Here is a 16,359-nt window from a genome sequence, read left to right as displayed (position 1 = left end):
ATGACGACGATCGCGTTCTTGGGGCTGGGCAACATGGGTGGCCCGATGGCGGCGAACCTGGTGGCCGCCGGTCAGACGGTGCACGGGTTCGACCCCCAACCCGCGCTGAAATCGGCGGCCGCCGGCAAGGGTGTGTCGGTATTCGACAGCGGCGCTGAGGCGGTCGCCGACGCCGAGGTCGTGATCACCTCGCTGCCCAACGGCGACATCGTGAAAGCGTGTTACGCCGAGGTACTTCCGGCCGCCAAGGACAATGCGCTGTTCATCGACACCTCCACCATCTCCGTCGACGACGCGCGCACCGTCCACCAGCAGGCGCTCCAGCGCGGATTCGCGCAACTCGACGCTCCGGTGTCGGGCGGGGTGAAAGGGGCGACCGCGGGCACTCTGGCGTTCATGGTCGGCGGCGAGGACGCCGCGGTCGAACGCGCCCGGCCCGTGCTGGAGCCGTTGGCCGGCAAGATCATTCACTGCGGCGCCTCCGGTACCGGCCAGGCGGCCAAACTGTGCAACAACATGGTGCTCGCCGTAGAACAGATCGCGATCGGCGAGGCATTCGTGCTCGCCGAGAAACTGGGCCTCTCGGCGCAGGCGTTGTTCGACGTGATCACCGGCGCCACCGGCAACTGCTGGTCCGTGCACACCAATTGCCCTGTGCCGGGGCCGGTTCCGACGTCACCAGCCAACAACGACTTCAAACCCGGCTTTGCCACCGCGTTGATGAACAAGGACCTCGGCCTGGCCATGGCCGCGGTCGAGTCGACCGGTGCGAACGCCCCGCTGGGCAGCCACGCCGCGGAGATCTACAAGAAGTTCGCCGCCGACCACGCCGACAAGGACTTCAGCGCGGTGATCGAGTTGCTGCGGGGCAACTGACGAGGCGTCATCGATCGTCGGCGTCGACCCAGGCGCGCTCGCCGTACTTGTCGAGGTGGGCCACCTGCCCGACCGGCTTGCGGGTCGTCGGCCCGTACCGGCCACGCGGCCAGCCCATGGGCACGACGCAAACGGGTGTCACCGTCAGCGGCAGGCCCAGGGTTCGCCGGGCGGATGTCACGCTCCACAGCGGCAGGGTGATCAGGGACGCACCGAGCCCCATCGCCCGGGCAGCGAGCAGCAGGTTCTGCACGCTGGGGTAGATCGACCCGAAAAACGACGACTCACCCACGAACGGCGACGGCATGTACGGCAACCGCGCACCGCCGCGCAGGCACGGCACGACGAGGACTGGAATTTCACTGAAATGGTCGACCTGCCACTGCACGGCCCGCAAAATCTTCTGCATCGATTCGTCACCGGCGGCGAGACGCCGGCCGATCCCGCCGTAGAGCGACCAGGCCTGCCGATACCGCTTGCCGAGCTGATCTTTGACGGCCTGGTCCTTCACCACGATGAACTCCCAGTTCTGCCCGTTCGACCCGGTGGGAGCCCGCAGCGCCAACTCGATGCACTTCAGCACGACGGCGTCGTCGACAGGGTCGGGAAGGACGCGGCGGACCGCACGTTGGGTCATCATCGCCTCGACCAGCGGCATGTCGAGGCGGGCGAGCGCTTCTTCGGTGGTGGGGATGTCGGCCATCCGTCGAAACTACCGCTGACGCGGACGTCCGGCGGCGGCGAGTCGGCTACGCGGCCGTCTGCTTACGGCTACGCGACCAGTTGGAGTGCAGGCGCTGGCAATCGGCGAGGCGCAGCGGGCTCGCGCCACCGTAGTCGGGCCGCACCGCGACCGCGGCCGGGATGTCGGGGGTGCCCTCCCCCGTGATCACCAGCGTGGGCATTCCAGCGGCGTTGGCCGCCCGCAGTCCGGAGGCCGAACCGGTGATGGCGAACGCGTCCTCGGCGGCCAGGCCGAGCTCCCACAACGCGTGCCGGTGCGCCTCCGGGTCGGGCATCGGCTTGACGACGTCCTCGGCGGCGACCACGACCTCGACCAGGCCCTCACCGGCGAGTTGACGCACCAGCGGCTCGGCCCACCCACGCTGACCGTTCACCACGACGGCGACCTGTACGCCGGCACCGACGGCATCCATCACGAAGTCGACCAGCCCCGGGCGCGGAGACAGGTCGCGTTCGAGGATCAACTCGTCGAACAGCATGGTCTTGGTGGTGTAGATCTCGTCGGCGAGCAGCTTGGTGAGCACGTCGGCCTCGGTGGCCACGCACCGCTTACGAAGCTCGGCGGCGACGCGCTGCCGCTCGTCGGTGAGCGCGAGCAACTGTCGGTAGCGCGGTACCGACCACTGGAAATCCAGCCCGTGCGTCGTGAAGGCCGCGTTGTAGGCGACCCGATGGCCGTCACATTCGATGTCGGTCAGCGCGTCGAGGTCGAACACCAGACCACGCACGGCACCGGAACCCCGCGCGGAATTGGGCGGGGCACTGTCCCACCAGAACCGGCCCGCGCGCCATGTCGTCTCCTGCGTTGTCGGCATACGTAGAGCGTGGTCGCCATCACTCGGGAATTCCTCCCCCAATCGGGGGATCGGCGGTGGCGATTAGCTCCGCCGGGGGCCGCCATCGTCCCTTACCTGGGAAATGGCACCTCTAAGGTAGGTGCATGCCGAGCAGCCCTCCGGTGCGTCTTGTGCTGGTCGACGACCACGAAATGGTCATCGAGGGCCTCAAGGCCATGCTGGCGGCGTTCGCCGACCGGGTGCAGGTCGTCGGGCAAGCCGTCGGCGCCGAGCGCGCGGTCGCCGTCATCGACGATCTCGATCCCGACATCGTGCTGTGCGACGTGCGGATGCAGGGTGCCAGCGGCCTGGACCTGTGCGCCGAACTGCGTGAACGCAACGCCGCCCGCAAGATCGTCATGCTGTCGGTCTACGACGACGAGCAGTACCTGTTCCAGGCCCTCCGCGTCGGGGCGTCCGGATATCTGCTCAAGAGCATCAGCAGCGACGAACTGGTGCGGCAGCTGGAGTTCGTCCATCGCGGCGAGACCGCGATCGACCCCGGCATGGCGGCCAGGGCCGTTGACACCGCGGCGCGCTTGCAGCGTGACGAATTCTGGCCGGGCGCGCGCCAAGGGCTGACCCAGCGCGAGAGCGAGATCTTGTCTCTCGTCGTCAACGGGCTGTCGAACCGGGCGATCGCCGCCAAACTGGTGATCGGCGACGAGACCGTGAAAACACACCTCAGTTCGATCTACCGCAAGCTCGGCGTCAGCGACCGAACGGGCGCTGTCGCCACGGCCCTGCGCGAGGGAATCTTCAAGTGACGACGGGTTCGGGCCCGTCGGACGCGGTGCGTGATCTGAGCCAGTACGCGCTGGCCGCCGACCGCGAATTGGGACTGCTGCGCGAGCTGATCCAGGCGGCCTCCAAGGGTCCCGGCGTCGAACCGCTTGCGGCCGCGGCGGCGCGGATGATCACCGCGGCCACCGCCAGCGACGTGTGCTTCGTACACGTCCTCGACGACAGCGACCGGTCGCTCACGCTGGCGGGCGCCACACCGCCCTTCGACGCCGAGATCGGCAAGATCAGACTGCCACTGGGACAAGGTATCTCGGGTTGGGTGGCGAGCCACCGGGAGCCCGTGGTGATCACGCAGGACAAGGAGTCCGATCCGCGTTACATGCCGTTCCAGTCGCTGCGCGGCTCGGATTTCACGTCGATGGTGTCGGTGCCGATGGAGACGGACCCCGGCGGGCTGGTCGGTGTGCTGAATGTGCACACCGTCGAGCGTCGCGAGTTCACCGAGCGCGACGTCGAACTGCTCGTGGTGATCGGCAGGCTCATCGCAGGCGCGATGCATCAGGCCCGCCTGCACCGACAGCTGGTCGCCCGTGAACGGGCGCACGAGAACTTCGTCGAGCAGGTGATCGAGGCTCAAGAACTCGAACGGCGAAGGCTCGCAGGCGATATCCACGACGGCATCTCCCAGCGGCTGGTGACGTTGTCCTACCGGCTGGACGCCGCGACCCGATCCGACGACCCCACGATCGTCGCCGAACAGCTCGGCAAGGCACGCGAACTCGTCGACCTGACACTGCAGGAGGCCCGCGCGGCGATCAGCGGGCTGCGCCCGCCGGTTCTCGATGACCTCGGCCTGGCAGGGGGGCTGGCCAGCCTCGCCCGGTCGATCCCGCAGATCGGCATCGAGGTCGAGGTGGCCGAGCGCCGCCTGCCCGACCACATCGAGCTCGCGCTGTACCGCATCGCGCAGGAATGCCTGCAGAACGTCGTCAAACACGCCAGGGCCAGCTCGGCTCGGCTGTTGTTCGCCGTCGACCCCGGCGACAGCGGCGATGTCGCTCGTCTCGAGATCGTCGATGACGGAGTCGGTTTCGACACCTTCGAGCACCCGCTGGGCGGTGACGACATGGGCGGCTACGGTCTGCTCTCGATGGCCGAGCGCGCCGAGATCGTCGGCGGTCGGCTCAACATCCGGTCACGCCCCGGCGCGGGGACCGCGGTGACGGCGACCATCCCGCTACCGTCGGTACCGCAGTAGCGTCCGTCGCCGCGGCGAGTGTGTGATTTCATACGCCAAAGCGGCGCGCCGTGTATGAATCCGCACGATCGGCACAGTCTAGAAGTCCCCGGAGTTGCGGCGCAGCGTCTGGATCGACTCCGCCAGCGCTCGTGACTCGGCGGCCGACATTCCGATGTCGGCGAAGACATCTTTGTTCAGTGTGACCGTGGCGTCCTCGACGGTCGAGCGGCCGAGGTCGGTGATCTGCACCAGCGTTGTGCGGCCGTCGGTCGGATGGGGAATCCGCTCGACCAGACCATCGGCCTCCAGTCGCCGGATCGCGTGCGTGACGCTGGTGACGTGCACCTGCAGCCGGTCGGAGGCCTTCGTGATCGGGAGCTCGCCGTTGCGGCTGAACGCCAGCAGCCTCAGCAACTCGAACCGCGAGAAGCTCAGGTCGTAGGGCCGCAGGGCACTTTCCACGCGGGCCAACAGGATCTGGTGGGCCCGCATCACCGACGTGACCGCGACCATGCCGTCGGCCACATCACCCCACCCGCTGCGCTCCCAGTTGGCCCGCGCGAGCGCGATCGGGTCACGGTCGTCGTCCGGCCGCGGCGATTGGAAGGCCACGCCTCTTCATACCGCATCGGCCGACGCGGCCAGCAGATTTCAGCGCATGGCCTCGGCTACCGCCGCCACCACGGCGCGGGTGGATCTGCGGTCACCCACGGTGATGCGCACACCGCCGTCGGCGTACTTACGGACGCGCACTCCGCTCGCCTCGAACACCTGCCCCCAGGCCCGCCCGCAGTCCGGCACGTAAACGAAGTTGGCGTGGCTCTCGGTGCTGTACACCCCCATCGACCGCAACCGCATGCGCAGGTATCGGCGCTCGCTGGTGATCATCCGGATGCGTTGGTAAAGCTCGGCTTCGGCGTCGAAGGACGCCGCCACGGCGACGAGCGCGGTGATCGCGATGCCGAACGGCAATTGCATGGTCCACAGTCGGCGGGCCAGCCGGGGAGCGCAGAATCCGTATCCGATGCGGAGTCCGGCCAGGCCGTACGCTTTCGAAAACGTCCGCACTACCACCACATTGGGGTATCGCGCGACCAGTTCCACGGCGTCGATCCGGCACTCCGGCGCCAAGAACTCGGCGTAGGCCTCGTCGAGAAGGACGACGGTCTGAGGCGACAGACGCCGAATGAACCGCTCGAGCCCGGCGGCGGACTCGATGGTGCCGGTCGGGTTGTGCGGACGGCATACCACCACGACCTTGGCACCGTCTGCGGCCGTCACCATCGCATCGAAATCGTGGTGACCATGTGCGTCCAGTGCGACGGTGACGGTTTCCAGCCGGGCCATCTGCGCGAAGATCGGATATCCGTCGAACGTCGGCGAGGCCATGACGATCCTGTCGCCAGGATCGGTCACCGCCTGCAGGACCTGCATGATCACACCCGTGGCGCCGGCTCCGACGACGACCTGCTCGTCGCACAGACCCTTGTGTGCAGCGATCAACGAGCGCAGCCGCTCGGGCAGATACTCCGGATACCGGTTGGCCGCCTCGATCGCCGCGCCCAGCGCCGAGCGCACCGACGGTAAAGGCGGAAAGGGATTCTCGTTGAGCGACAGCGCTATTGGGTTCATCGCGGGGGGCAACGTACCGAGCGCTTCGACTCCGCTGCGACTCGGTTCCGCCATCAGCCGCGACCGCCCCACCGCACCGCGGCCGCCCCGGCGAAATCACCCGCATGGGCGAACGCCGCCATCAACACAACCTCACCCGGCCTGAGTCGGCCGCTGTCGATCGCGCGATCCAGGTTGACCGGAATGCCCGCGGCGAACAGGTTGCCGCACTCGTCGAAGGTGTCGACGTGACGCTCGGCCGGCAGTTCCAGCGCTTCACGCCAGTTACGCAGGAAAACCCGGTTCGGCTGATTGGTGACGAGCAGGTTCAGATCGGAGGGCTTGACCCCGATGCGGTCGCACACCGCGTACGACACCTCGGGAACCTGCCGGTTACCCCGCGCCAGCACCTTGGTGATCTTGCTTTCGGTGAAGCCGATGTAGCCTTCCCCGGGACCCGGCTGCCACCACTTTCGCGGTGGGTCGGAGGTGACCGTCATGTCGCCGGCGAACTCGCCGTAGGTACGACACTCCACGTCGAGGATCGGCGACTGCTCGGACACCGCCACGAGTCCGACGGCTGCACCGTCGCCGGGCACCGCCGCCTGCGCCTTGCGCCGCACACCCGGTTGGTCGAACGCCTGCCCGGCGGCGTTCTGCGCGACGGCGATCAGCGCTGTGCGGCCCGCGCCGGACGACAACAGTTGCCGGGCCACCTGGAGACCGAACACGAACGCCGCACAGCCGCCGTTGTGCAGATCGAGCACCCAGGTCGGCTTCATGCCGAGTCGGTGCGCCATGGCGCCGCCGCCGCCGTAGAACGGCACGTCGGGCATCTGGGTGTGGGTGATCAGGACGTCCGCGCCGGCGACAGCGTCCTGGCCGTGACGCTCGATCAGGCCGGCGGCGGCACGCTCGACCATGTCGACGGCCGTCTCGTCGGGTGCGACATGATGGCGGAACCGGGGGGCGCGAAACATCAGGTTGTCCCGCAGATCGTCGGATTCGGCGAACTGCGCGTAGTATTCGGCGCCGATCGGTTCACCCGGCAGGTACGTCGAGACATCCACAAGGCTGACGGACATCGGAGCTCACCTCATCCAATCGGGCGTCACGGGAAGGCCGTTGCGGTGCCGGTACTCGGCGATGGCCTTGAGATTGCGCAACTCGAGCAGATGGCCCGGTCCGAACATGTCCCAGAAGTCGCCCACCCATACCGGCCGCTCCGGCGGGGCGGACTCCGGATAGGGGTTGCGGTCGTAGAACGGGTGATGACAGTTGGTCCAAAGCACCACCGAACCGGGCTTGTCGAACACGACCTGTGCGTCGACGACGCGCATCAGGTAGATCATCCACAGGTGTCTGCCCTGATCCCACGCGCAGTGGTAATCCACCGTCATGGCCGCCTCGTTGGCCACCGTGCGGGTGAAGATCTGCGTCTGTGAACCCAGTCGGTCGTAGGCCACCCACAGCCCTTGTTCCTCGGTCGGGGTGAAACCGCGCAGGCTGTAAGTCCATTCCTCCAGACACCTTGTGTCGGACAGGTATTCGAACAACTCGGCGGGCGGACAGTCGATGTAGTCGTTGACCGTGCAGTACTGGCCGTAGACGAAGTCGTGCGGATAGACCGACCGCATCATCTCCATGATGATCGGGGTGGCCTTCTCACGCGGCGACGTCTCGATGCGAATGAGGCCGTCCAACGGGTCGACGGTGCCGCGATGAGCGGTGATGTCGTCAAGGGCGGGCAAGGGCATGGGTCCGGATCTCCTCTGCGGCAGACGGTTTGACGTTGGCTCCGTCGAGAAACGCCGCAAAGGGCGGTACCTCGTCGGCAGAACATTCGACGCCGACGACCGCGGGGCCGTCGGTCTCGAGCGCGGTCGTGAGCGCGGCGGGCAGCGACGCGATGTCCTCGATGTCGGTCGTGGGCAGCCCGGGAAACATCGCACCCAGCCCGGCCCCCAACCGGCTCGGCCCGAACCGGTTGTAGCTGTAGCGGTCGCCGTAGAAGAGTTGCTCGCGAGTGAGGCACATCGCATGCGCGTGGTTGTCGAACAGAAGGAACGTCACCGGCAGGCCGTACTGGCGCGCGGTGTGAATCTCCATGCCGTGCATGTAGAAACTGCCGTCGCCGGCGATCACCAGCGTCCGCCTACCCCGGCCGAAAGCCATTCCGATTCCCGCCCCGAAGCTGTAACCCATGCCCCCCATGCCGAGCGCGACGACGAACCGGCCGTCCCGCCGCACCGGCAGGTGGTGAATCGCCGCCGCGCCGATGTTGCCGGCGTCGACCACGATGTCCACTCCGTCCGGCAACATCGCGTCCAGTACGGCCATCGCGTCGCGGTACCGGACGCCGGGTCCGTGATGGGGCGGCGGCTGCAACACCGAACGTGCCACCGTGTCGGGCACCCGCAGGCGTGCCGGCCTGCCCGCACCCGTCAGGGCGTCGCCGAGCGCCCTCAGCGAGGCGCGAAGATCGTCGGTGTGCACATGAGTGCAGGAGAGATACGGTGGCGCAGAACCGATCGAATACACCGGCACCGCAGCCAGGGCGTCGTCAAGGCCGGCCCGCGCCGTCACCGTCATCCTCGTGCCCACCAGCAGGCACAACGCGCTGTCGGCGATCGCCGAGGCGACGTTCGGATGACCCATCACACCGCTCACGCCCAGCGCGGACGACGAGCCCCGACCCGGCGTGCCCGCCACGTCCTTCGCGTCGGGCACGGTGACCACGCGGGCGCGCAGCAGCCCGCGCAGCGCCTCGAGTTCGGCGCGCGCGTCGTCCCGCGCAACCTGTTCTCCCGCAACGATGGTGACGGGACCTTCCGCACGGCGAAGCGCCCGTGCGATCGCTTGTGGGGAAACCGGCGGCACACCGGCGCGCTCGCCGACCACCACGCCGCCGTTGACCGGTATCTCGGCCTGCTGAATGTCCTTGGGCAACAGCAGGACCGAAGGTCCCCGCCGGGTCCGCGCAGCCTCGATCGCGGCGGGAAGCGCAGTCCGTATGTCGGTGGGCGTGAGGACCCGCTGGCAGTACACCGACACCGCCGAGAACAGCGCGTGTGCGTCGAGGGCGCCGTTGCGGCCGCTGGTGTCCTGGAACGCCCCTCGACCGTCGAGTGCGCTCGGCGACTGCCCGATCAGCGCCAGCACCGGTACCCGGCTGGCGAGGGCCTCACCCAGTGCGGGAACGGTGTTCAGAGCGCCGCCACCGGATGTGGCGGCCACCACGCCGATGCCGCAGCCGCTGCGGCTGTATCCGTCGGCCATGGTGGCCGCGGAGAACTCGTGTTTGGCGAGTACGGCGTCGATGTCGGAACGGCGGTATGCCGCGTCGTAGAGATCTTCGATGTTGGCGCCGTCGACACCGAAGACGAACCGCACGCCGATCACCGCAAGATAGTCGATGATGTGGTCGACGACTCGATGGCCCATCTCTCACCTACTTTCGTGGCTCGATGAGGGACACGGTGGCCGGGCATCTGAAGTTCATCGGTTCAGCACATTCACAGCGAACGTTCGAGGAGCACTTGACCGGAGTCGGGGGAAACCAGTTGTACGGCGGCGATTTCGGTCATCTGCATCGGCGTGGTGGCGCTCGGCAGTGCGGTGGCGCCCGACAGCCCCAGCCACGTCGCCACCTGGTTGCGGCTGCCGTCACGGCCGACGACAACCATCCCCAGGTTCTGCGGCGGCGCATCGCGTCGGCCCCAGTCGCCATAGGTGCATGCCATGTCGATCCGGGTGCCCCAGCCGTACCCTGTCATCGAGATGGTCGCATTGATCGGTGTCTCGGAAACCTTGGTCATCTCCAGTTGCTGACCCGACGCCTGGGGCGGCGTACCGGTCTGCAACCCGAACGTCTCTGGACGGACCAGGATCGCGATGCCGACCGCCAGTACCGCGGCGGCCAAGCCGATGGCGGCCGAGGCCATCCACCGCGACCGCCTGCGTCGGGCACGCACCGTGTGCAACAGCCCGTCCAACAGTTCCGCGGGCGGCTCGGCCTGCACCGGCGCGAGACCGTCGAACTCGGCGGGCTCGACCGTGCTCAGCAGGTCGGGGATGTCGCGCAGTTCGGCCACGGCGGCCGTGCAGCGCGCACACTTGCCGAGATGCGCCTCGTACTCGCGGCGTTCCTGTTCCGACAGCGCACCCAGAACGTAGGCGGCGTCCCATGTCGCGTACCGATCGTCGTCCACTCGGCCGAGGATCGGCTCGAATGCCGTCACCGTGTCACCCCCATCTCCTCCAACCGGAGCTTGAGCGCTCGCACCCCGTAGTGCAGCCGCGATTTCACGGTGCCTTCCGCGATGTGAAGGTCGGCTGCGATCTGGGCGGTGGTCCAGCCCTGGTAGTACGCACGGCTGATGACCGCGCGGTGATCCTCGGACAGTTCACCGATGGCTTCGCCGAGCATGATCCGGTTCAACGCTGCCTCCACCTCGTCGGGCCCGGCCCGATCCGCGGTCGTCTCCATGTCGGCAGTGCCGGACTCGCTGCGGAAGCGGGCGCTGCGCGTCTCGTCGATGATGAGGTTGCGAGCCACGGTGAACAGCCACGCCCGTGCCGACCTCGAGCCGTCGGCCGTCACCTCGGGGTGTCGCCACGCCCGCAGTAGCGTCTCCTGCACGACATCCTCCGCCCGGGCCGTATCGCCCGTCAGCCGAACCGCATAACGCCAGATCGCGCCGGCGTGCTCGGCATAGAGCACCCGCATGACGGTCGCTTCCGGGTCGTCCAATATCAACCTCCGCTCTAGACACGAGGTTGGCGGTCGTCCGGTTCAGTATTCGCGCTGTGTCCTCACAGCGGGACGGAGTTGCGCCGGGCGCCGGCTTGACTGTCGGCGAACCGCTCATGCAGAGTGCGCAGCACCGCCGCGCACGCCGCACGCTCGGCCGGATCGATGTGGTCCAGCACCCGGGCGAGTTCGCGGCGACGACGAGCGGTCACCTGTCGCACCAGTTTGCGCCCCTGGGCCGTCAGTTCCAGGGTGACGACGCTGCGGTTGGACGGATCCGAACCGCGCACCAGGTGACCCGACGCATGGAGTCGGTCGGCCAACCGCGTCACCGTCGACCCGACCACGCCGAGCGCCTTGGCGCATTCCGTCGACGTCGACCGACCATGCTGCTGCAACACCGCCAGCAACCGGAACTGCGGCAGCGAGACGTCGACCTCTTCGACGCTGCGCAGCGCCAGGCCCACGAGGTCCCTGGCCGCGACCTCGAACGCCGTCAGCTCTTCTTTCGGCGTCTTGGTCACATCGGTAGTCCGCGCGTGTGCATGCCGGAAGTATCGCACGCAGCCGCGTCCTATCAGCACAGCTGGCGTCCAGGTATTGCGTTTTACAAGTCTTGCATAATGCAAGTGTTTGGGGCACACTGGATTCTTGACTGGTTCAAGTATCCGGAGGGCCGTATGTCCGTGACTCGCTGGCACGAGGAGCTGCGGGCCGCGGGGCTGCGCGTCACCAAACCGCGACTCGCGGTGCTCGCCGAGGTGCAGAAGCGTCCGCACGCCGACGTCGAAGAGATCGCCGACGGAGCACGCCGGCGCATCGGATCCCTGTCGACACAAGCGGTTTACGACGTGCTCTACGCCCTCACCGGCGCGGGCCTGTTACGCCGCGTCGAGCCGGCCGGCTCACGCGCCCGCTTCGAACTGCAGACCGGCGACAACCATCACCACGTGGTCTGTCGATCCTGCGGCGCCATCGACGACATCGACTGCGCCACCGGGCAAGCCCCGTGCCTACATGCCGACGGCGCCACCGGCTACGTGATCGACGAGGCCGAAGTGACCTTTTGGGGCCTGTGCCCCGACTGCAAAAGCAGCACACAACCACCTGAATGGAGATTCCCATGACCGCTTCGAAATTCGGTTCTACGACCGGCACCGGCGCACCGGCCCCCAGTGACCGCAACACGCTCAGCGTCGGCTCCAACGGACCACTCGTCCTGCACGACGTGCATTTCCTGGAGCAGATGGCGCATTTCAACCGCGAACGGGTGCCCGAACGCAGCCCGCACGCCAAGGGGTCGGGCGCCTTCGGCGTTTTCATGGCCACCGAGGACGTCTCGCAGTTCACGAAGGCCGCGCTGTTCCAGAAGGGCGCGAAAACCGACCTGCTGATCCGGTTTTCGACCGTGGCCGGCGAGCAGGGCAGCCCGGACACGTGGCGCGACGTACGCGGCTACTCGCTGAAGTTCTACACCTCTGAAGGCAACTACGACCTGGTCGGCAACAACACACCGATCTTCTTCGTGCGCGACCCGATGAAGTTTCCCCACTTCATCCGTAGCCAGAAGCGGCTGCCGGACTCCGGTCTGCGGTCGTCGCAGATGCAGTGGGACTTCTGGAGTTTGAACCCCGAGTCCGCCCACCAGGTGACCTACCTGATGGGTGAGCGCGGCCTGCCGCGGACCTGGCGCCACATGAACGGCTACGGCTCGCACACCTACATGTGGGTCAACGCCTCCGGCGAGAAGTTCTGGGTGAAGTACCACTTCCACACCGACCAGGGTCTGGAGTTTCTCACCAACGCCGAGGCCGCTGCCCTGGCCGGTGAGGACAGCGACTTTCACCGCCGGGACCTCTTCGATGCGATCAACCGCGGCGAGCACCCGAGCTGGCGGCTCTCTGTACAGGTGATGCCCTACGCAGAGGCGGCCGACTACCGGTTCAACCCGTTCGACCTGACCAAGGTGTGGCCGCACGCCGACTACCCGCTGATCCCGGTCGGCACCTTCACGCTCAACCGCAACCCGGAGAACTTCTTCGCCCAGATCGAACAGGCGGCGTTCTCCCCGGGCAATACGGTGCCCGGTATCGGGCTGTCGCCGGACAAGATGCTGCTCGGTCGCGCGTTCGCGTACAGCGACGCACAGCGCAACCGCATCGGCACCAACTTCCACCAGTTGCCGGTGAACCAGCCGCGCGACGGCGTTCCGATGAACTCCTACATGTTCGACGGCCAGATGGCCTACCACCACTCGGGCGCGGCACCGGTGTATGCGCCCAACAGCGGTGGCCGGCCGTGGTCGGACACCACCGGCCCGGCCGAGGACGGCTGGGAGGCAGACGCCGAACTGGTGCGCTCGGCCTACTCGTTGCACGCCGAAGACGACGACTTCGGGCAAGCCGGCACGATGGTGCGCAAGGTGTGGAACGACGCGCAACGCACCGCGGCGGTCGAAACCATCGCGGGCAGCCTCGAGGGGGTCACCGGCGAGGTGCTCGACCGGTCGCTAGATTACTGGCGCAATGTCGACGACGACCTCGGGGCCCGCATCGAGAAGGCCGTGCGGGCCGACGCCGTGAGCCAGCCGGTCCAGGGCATGGGTGAGGGGTGAGACTCGGCGGGCGGCTTACTGCGTGAGGATGCGTGGCCCGTCCTCGGTGACGGCCACGGTGTGCTCCCAGTGCGCCGCCCGCGAGCCGTCCGCGGTGACGACGGTCCACTCGTCGTCGAGGACCACCGTTTTGGTGGTGCCCAGCGTCAGCATCGGCTCGATGGCCAACACCGAGCCGACCGCCAGATAGGGTCCGCGGCCAGGAGCGCCCTCGTTGGGCAGGAACGGGTCCATGTGCATCTGCCGTCCGATGCCGTGGCCGCCGTAGCCGTCCACGATGCCGAACTTGCGGTCGTACCGCTTCTCGGCGGCGCGCGTCGCCGTCTCGATGGCGTGGGAAACGTCGGTGAGCCGGTTACCGGGCACCATCGCCGCGGCGCCCGCCTCCATGGCCTCCCTGGTGGCCTGCGATAACGCCTCGTCTACGGAGATGAGCGTCCCGACACCGAACGTGATCGCCGAGTCGCCGTGCCAGCCGTCGACGATCGCGCCGCAGTCGATGGACACCAGGTCGCCGGGCGCGAGCGTCTCTTGTGCGGACGGAATGCCATGCACCACACGGTCATTGACCGAGGAGCAGATGCTCGCCGGATACCCGTGATACCCGAGGAAGGACGGCACACCGCCGCCGTCGCGGATCACCGACTCGGCAACCTCGTCGAGCGCCAGTGTGGAGACACCGGGGGCAGCGGCTCGACGCACCGCGGCCAGTGCCGACGCCACCAGGGCTCCGGCGACCGCCATCGCGTCGAGTTCACCGGGGGTGCGCTGCGGTACGACCTTGCGGCCGCGCAGGCCCATCAGGCCCATATCGGCTTACTTACCGAGGGCCTGCAGCGCCCGCGCGAAGACCTCGTCGAGAGCACCGACCGCGTCGACCTGCTGCAGGTTGTTGCTGCGGTAGTACTCGAGCAGCGGGTAGGTCTCGTCGCGGTAGACCTGCATGCGGTTGCGGATCACGTCTTCGGTGTCGTCGTCGCGGCCGCGGGCCTTGAGCCGCTTGAACAGCTCGTCTTCGGAGACCTTGAATTCCAGCACCGCGTCGAGCTTGGTGTCGTGGCGCGTGAGCATGTCGTCCAGCGCCTTGGCCTGCTCCACCGAACGGGGATAGCCGTCGAGGATGAAACCGTCGGCCGCGTCCGGTTGTTCGATGCGGTCCTCGACCAGTTTGTTCGTCAGCTCCGAGGGCACCAGGTCGCCGGCGTCGAGGTAGCTCTTGGCTTCCAGGCCGAGCGGCGTGCCGTCGCCGATGTTCTGACGGAAGAGGTCCCCCGTCGAGATCTGCGGGATTCCGAGCTTCTCGGAGAGCTTCTGGGCCTGTGTCCCCTTGCCGGCGCCGGGCGGTCCGAGCAGAACGACTCTCACTTCAGGAACCCTTCGTAATTGCGCTGCATCAGCTGGCTCTCGATCTGTTTGACGGTATCCAAGCCGACCCCGACGAGGATCAGTACGCCCACACCACCGAACGGCAGGTTCTGCACCGGGCCAGAGCTCCCGACGGAGAGGAACAGGTTAGGCAGCACGGCGATCAGACCGAGGTAGATGGATCCGGGAAGGGTGATTCGGCTCAGCACGTAGCGCAGGTAGTCGGCGGTGGGCTTGCCGGGCCGGATGCCCGGGATGAAGCCGCCGAACTTCTTCATCTCGTCGGCGCGTTCGTCCGGGTTGAACGTGATCGAGACGTAGAAGTAGGTGAAGAACACGATCAACCCGAAGTAGATCGCGATGTACGCGGGACTACTCGGATCGGTGAGGTAGCTCGCGACGAACCTGTTCCACCAGTTGGTGCTGTTCGGATTGGAGCTGCCGCTCTGGATCAACTGGGTGATGAGCTGGGGGATGTAGATCAGCGACGAGGCGAAGATCACCGGGATGACGCCGGCCTGGTTCACCTTCAACGGCAAATAGGTCGAGGTGCCGCCGTACATCTTGCGGCCGACCATTCGCTTGGCGTACTGAACCGGGATCCGGCGCTGGCCCTGCTCGACGAACACCACGCCGATGATGATGGCCAGCGCTCCGGCGCAGACCAGGGCGAACACCAGGCCGCCGCGGCTCTCGAGGATGGTCTGGCCCTCGCCCGGAATCGCCGAGGCGATGCTCGCGAAGATGATCAGCGACATGCCGTTGCCGATCCCGCGCTCGGTGACCAGCTCGCCCATCCACATCACCAGCGCCGCGCCGGCGGTCATCACCAGCACCATCACGACCAGGGTGAAGATGTTCAGCCCCTCGCTCTGACCCTGGATGATGTCCAGCGAGCAGCCCTGGAGCAGGCCGCCGTTGGCCGCCAGCGCCACGATGCTCGTGCTCTGCAGGATGGCCAGCGCAACGGCCAGATAGCGCGTGTACTGCGTCATCTTGGCCTGGCCGGACTGGCCTTCTTTCCGCAGTTGCTCGAACCGCGGGATCACCACGGTCAACAGCTGCACGATGATGCTCGCGGTGATGTAGGGCATCACACCGACGGCGAACACCGACAGCTGGAGCAGCGCGCCACCGGAGAACAGGTTGATCAGCGAGTAGATCTGTCCGGACTCGCCGCCGGTGACCTCGGCGATGCACTGCTGCACGTTCGGGTAGTTCACCCCGGGAGACGGGATCGACGCCCCGACCCGATAAAGGATCACGATGCCCAAGGTGAACAGGATCTTTCGCCTCAGGTCGACCGTCCTGAGTGAAGAGATGAAAGCCGAAAGCACTCTTCCTCCTGCGCAGCCGGCCTGTTGATAGCGGCGTGCGGATGGGGCTGGATTCGACCAGCGTCTTGGTTAAGTCGTGTGCGGACCCCCGTCAAGCGCGCAGCCTGCAGAGTTACCCGTCAAACAGTCTACGAGAGTAACAGTTGGGGCCCGGTTGGCCCGCATCCCGCTGATGGTCCCGCCCTCACAGCGACTTCTCAGGGCGAGAACATACCGTGGAACCATTCTCGTTAAATCCA

18 protein-coding genes are annotated in these 16,359 nt (G+C 67.1%); 5 read left to right on the top strand and 13 right to left on the bottom strand.

Annotation, left to right across the window (positions count from 1 at the left end):
• Entirely contained in the window at positions 1-876 is an 876-nt protein-coding gene (gene mmsB, locus AU193_RS14105; protein WP_064422987.1) for a 3-hydroxyisobutyrate dehydrogenase, read from the top strand.
• Between the two features lie 7 nt (positions 877-883).
• Here the strand turns inward: mmsB and AU193_RS14100 are convergent, their stop codons facing one another.
• Both AU193_RS14100 and AU193_RS14095 read right to left on the bottom strand, forming a co-directional pair.
• On the bottom strand, positions 884-1,579 hold the full coding sequence (locus tag AU193_RS14100; RefSeq protein ID WP_064422986.1) for a nitroreductase family protein: 696 nt from the start codon (positions 1,577-1,579) through the stop codon (positions 884-886).
• A gap of 46 nt (positions 1,580-1,625) precedes the next feature.
• Positions 1,626-2,435, bottom strand: coding sequence for an HAD family hydrolase (locus AU193_RS14095; protein ID WP_064422985.1), 810 nt, complete (start codon positions 2,433-2,435; stop codon positions 1,626-1,628).
• Between the two features lie 125 nt (positions 2,436-2,560).
• On the opposite strand from AU193_RS14095, the gene AU193_RS14090 reads away from it, so the two are divergent.
• Both AU193_RS14090 and AU193_RS14085 read left to right on the top strand, forming a co-directional pair.
• Positions 2,561-3,223 (top strand): response regulator transcription factor, encoded by a 663-nt coding sequence (locus AU193_RS14090; RefSeq protein ID WP_064400549.1) that lies wholly within the window; start codon positions 2,561-2,563, stop codon positions 3,221-3,223.
• Positions 3,220-4,458 (top strand): GAF domain-containing sensor histidine kinase, encoded by a 1,239-nt coding sequence (locus AU193_RS14085; protein WP_064422984.1) that lies wholly within the window; start codon positions 3,220-3,222, stop codon positions 4,456-4,458. The genes AU193_RS14090 and AU193_RS14085 overlap by 4 nt, the downstream gene beginning before the upstream one ends.
• Before the next feature lie 78 nt (positions 4,459-4,536).
• On the opposite strand, the gene AU193_RS14080 is transcribed toward AU193_RS14085, so the two are convergent.
• From AU193_RS14080 to AU193_RS14045, 8 genes are all read right to left on the bottom strand, one after another.
• Positions 4,537-5,052: a MarR family winged helix-turn-helix transcriptional regulator gene (locus tag AU193_RS14080; protein WP_064422983.1), complete on the bottom strand. Its 516-nt coding sequence runs from the start codon at positions 5,050-5,052 to the stop codon at positions 4,537-4,539.
• Positions 5,053-5,091: 39 nt separating this feature from the next.
• On the bottom strand, positions 5,092-6,126 hold the full coding sequence (locus AU193_RS14075) for a histidinol-phosphate transaminase (RefSeq protein ID WP_064423146.1): 1,035 nt from the start codon (positions 6,124-6,126) through the stop codon (positions 5,092-5,094).
• A complete protein-coding gene (locus AU193_RS14070) occupies positions 6,126-7,136 on the bottom strand; it encodes a 3-oxoacyl-ACP synthase III family protein (protein WP_064422982.1) in 1,011 nt (336 codons plus the stop codon). The genes AU193_RS14075 and AU193_RS14070 overlap by 1 nt, the downstream gene beginning before the upstream one ends.
• Before the next feature lie 6 nt (positions 7,137-7,142).
• Positions 7,143-7,808, bottom strand: coding sequence for a hypothetical protein (locus AU193_RS14065; protein WP_064422981.1), 666 nt, complete (start codon positions 7,806-7,808; stop codon positions 7,143-7,145).
• A complete protein-coding gene (locus AU193_RS14060; protein WP_064422980.1) occupies positions 7,789-9,495 on the bottom strand; it encodes a thiamine pyrophosphate-binding protein in 1,707 nt (568 codons plus the stop codon). The genes AU193_RS14065 and AU193_RS14060 overlap by 20 nt, the downstream gene beginning before the upstream one ends.
• A gap of 71 nt (positions 9,496-9,566) precedes the next feature.
• On the bottom strand, positions 9,567-10,292 hold the full coding sequence (locus AU193_RS14055; protein WP_064422979.1) for a zf-HC2 domain-containing protein: 726 nt from the start codon (positions 10,290-10,292) through the stop codon (positions 9,567-9,569).
• Positions 10,289-10,804 carry a sigma-70 family RNA polymerase sigma factor gene (locus tag AU193_RS14050; protein ID WP_064422978.1) on the bottom strand — a complete coding sequence of 172 codons (516 nt, stop codon included), beginning with the start codon at positions 10,802-10,804 and terminating at the stop codon, positions 10,289-10,291. The genes AU193_RS14055 and AU193_RS14050 overlap by 4 nt, the downstream gene beginning before the upstream one ends.
• 62 nt (positions 10,805-10,866) lie before the next feature.
• Complete coding sequence (locus AU193_RS14045) at positions 10,867-11,328, bottom strand: MarR family winged helix-turn-helix transcriptional regulator (RefSeq protein WP_064422977.1); 462 nt, start codon at positions 11,326-11,328, stop codon at positions 10,867-10,869.
• A gap of 156 nt (positions 11,329-11,484) precedes the next feature.
• On the opposite strand from AU193_RS14045, the gene AU193_RS14040 reads away from it, so the two are divergent.
• Both AU193_RS14040 and AU193_RS14035 read left to right on the top strand, forming a co-directional pair.
• Positions 11,485-11,931, top strand: coding sequence for a Fur family transcriptional regulator (locus tag AU193_RS14040; protein ID WP_064422976.1), 447 nt, complete (start codon positions 11,485-11,487; stop codon positions 11,929-11,931).
• Positions 11,928-13,418 (top strand): catalase, encoded by a 1,491-nt coding sequence (locus AU193_RS14035; protein ID WP_156425208.1) that lies wholly within the window; start codon positions 11,928-11,930, stop codon positions 13,416-13,418. Before AU193_RS14040 ends, AU193_RS14035 begins: the two co-directional genes overlap by 4 nt.
• A gap of 15 nt (positions 13,419-13,433) precedes the next feature.
• On the opposite strand, the gene map is transcribed toward AU193_RS14035, so the two are convergent.
• From map to secY, 3 genes are read right to left on the bottom strand one after another with little or no spacing between them, the layout of a single operon-like run.
• Positions 13,434-14,228, bottom strand: coding sequence for a type I methionyl aminopeptidase (gene map / locus AU193_RS14030; protein WP_064422975.1), 795 nt, complete (start codon positions 14,226-14,228; stop codon positions 13,434-13,436).
• Between the two features lie 6 nt (positions 14,229-14,234).
• A complete protein-coding gene (locus AU193_RS14025; RefSeq protein WP_064422974.1) occupies positions 14,235-14,783 on the bottom strand; it encodes an adenylate kinase in 549 nt (182 codons plus the stop codon).
• Positions 14,780-16,120, bottom strand: a complete 1,341-nt coding sequence (gene secY, locus AU193_RS14020) for a preprotein translocase subunit SecY (RefSeq protein WP_064422973.1) — start codon at positions 16,118-16,120, stop codon at positions 14,780-14,782. The genes AU193_RS14025 and secY overlap by 4 nt, the downstream gene beginning before the upstream one ends.
• Between the last annotated feature and the right edge of the window lie 239 nt (positions 16,121-16,359).

Source organism: Mycobacterium sp. GA-1285, assembly GCF_001499905.1.
GTDB lineage: Bacteria > Actinomycetota > Actinomycetes > Mycobacteriales > Mycobacteriaceae > Mycobacterium.
This window is presented reverse-complemented; position numbering and strand designations above follow the sequence as displayed.

Bases quoted from the DNA above. Each gene is read 5' to 3' on its own strand.
- mmsB (WP_064422987.1), top strand. From the start codon at position 1: ATGACGACGATCGCGTTCTTGGGGCTGGGCAACATGGGTGGCCCGATG.
- AU193_RS14100 (WP_064422986.1), bottom strand. From the start codon at position 1,579: ATGGCCGACATCCCCACCACCGAAGAAGCGCTCGCCCGCCTCGACATG.
- AU193_RS14095 (WP_064422985.1), bottom strand. From the start codon at position 2,435: ATGCCGACAACGCAGGAGACGACATGGCGCGCGGGCCGGTTCTGGTGG.
- AU193_RS14090 (WP_064400549.1), top strand. From the start codon at position 2,561: ATGCCGAGCAGCCCTCCGGTGCGTCTTGTGCTGGTCGACGACCACGAA.
- AU193_RS14075 (WP_064423146.1), bottom strand. From the start codon at position 6,126: ATGGCGGAACCGAGTCGCAGCGGAGTCGAAGCGCTCGGTACGTTGCCC.
- AU193_RS14070 (WP_064422982.1), bottom strand. From the start codon at position 7,136: ATGTCCGTCAGCCTTGTGGATGTCTCGACGTACCTGCCGGGTGAACCG.
- AU193_RS14065 (WP_064422981.1), bottom strand. From the start codon at position 7,808: ATGCCCTTGCCCGCCCTTGACGACATCACCGCTCATCGCGGCACCGTC.
- AU193_RS14060 (WP_064422980.1), bottom strand. From the start codon at position 9,495: ATGGGCCATCGAGTCGTCGACCACATCATCGACTATCTTGCGGTGATC.
- AU193_RS14040 (WP_064422976.1), top strand. From the start codon at position 11,485: ATGTCCGTGACTCGCTGGCACGAGGAGCTGCGGGCCGCGGGGCTGCGC.
- AU193_RS14035 (WP_156425208.1), top strand. From the start codon at position 11,928: ATGACCGCTTCGAAATTCGGTTCTACGACCGGCACCGGCGCACCGGCC.
- map (WP_064422975.1), bottom strand. From the start codon at position 14,228: ATGGGCCTGATGGGCCTGCGCGGCCGCAAGGTCGTACCGCAGCGCACC.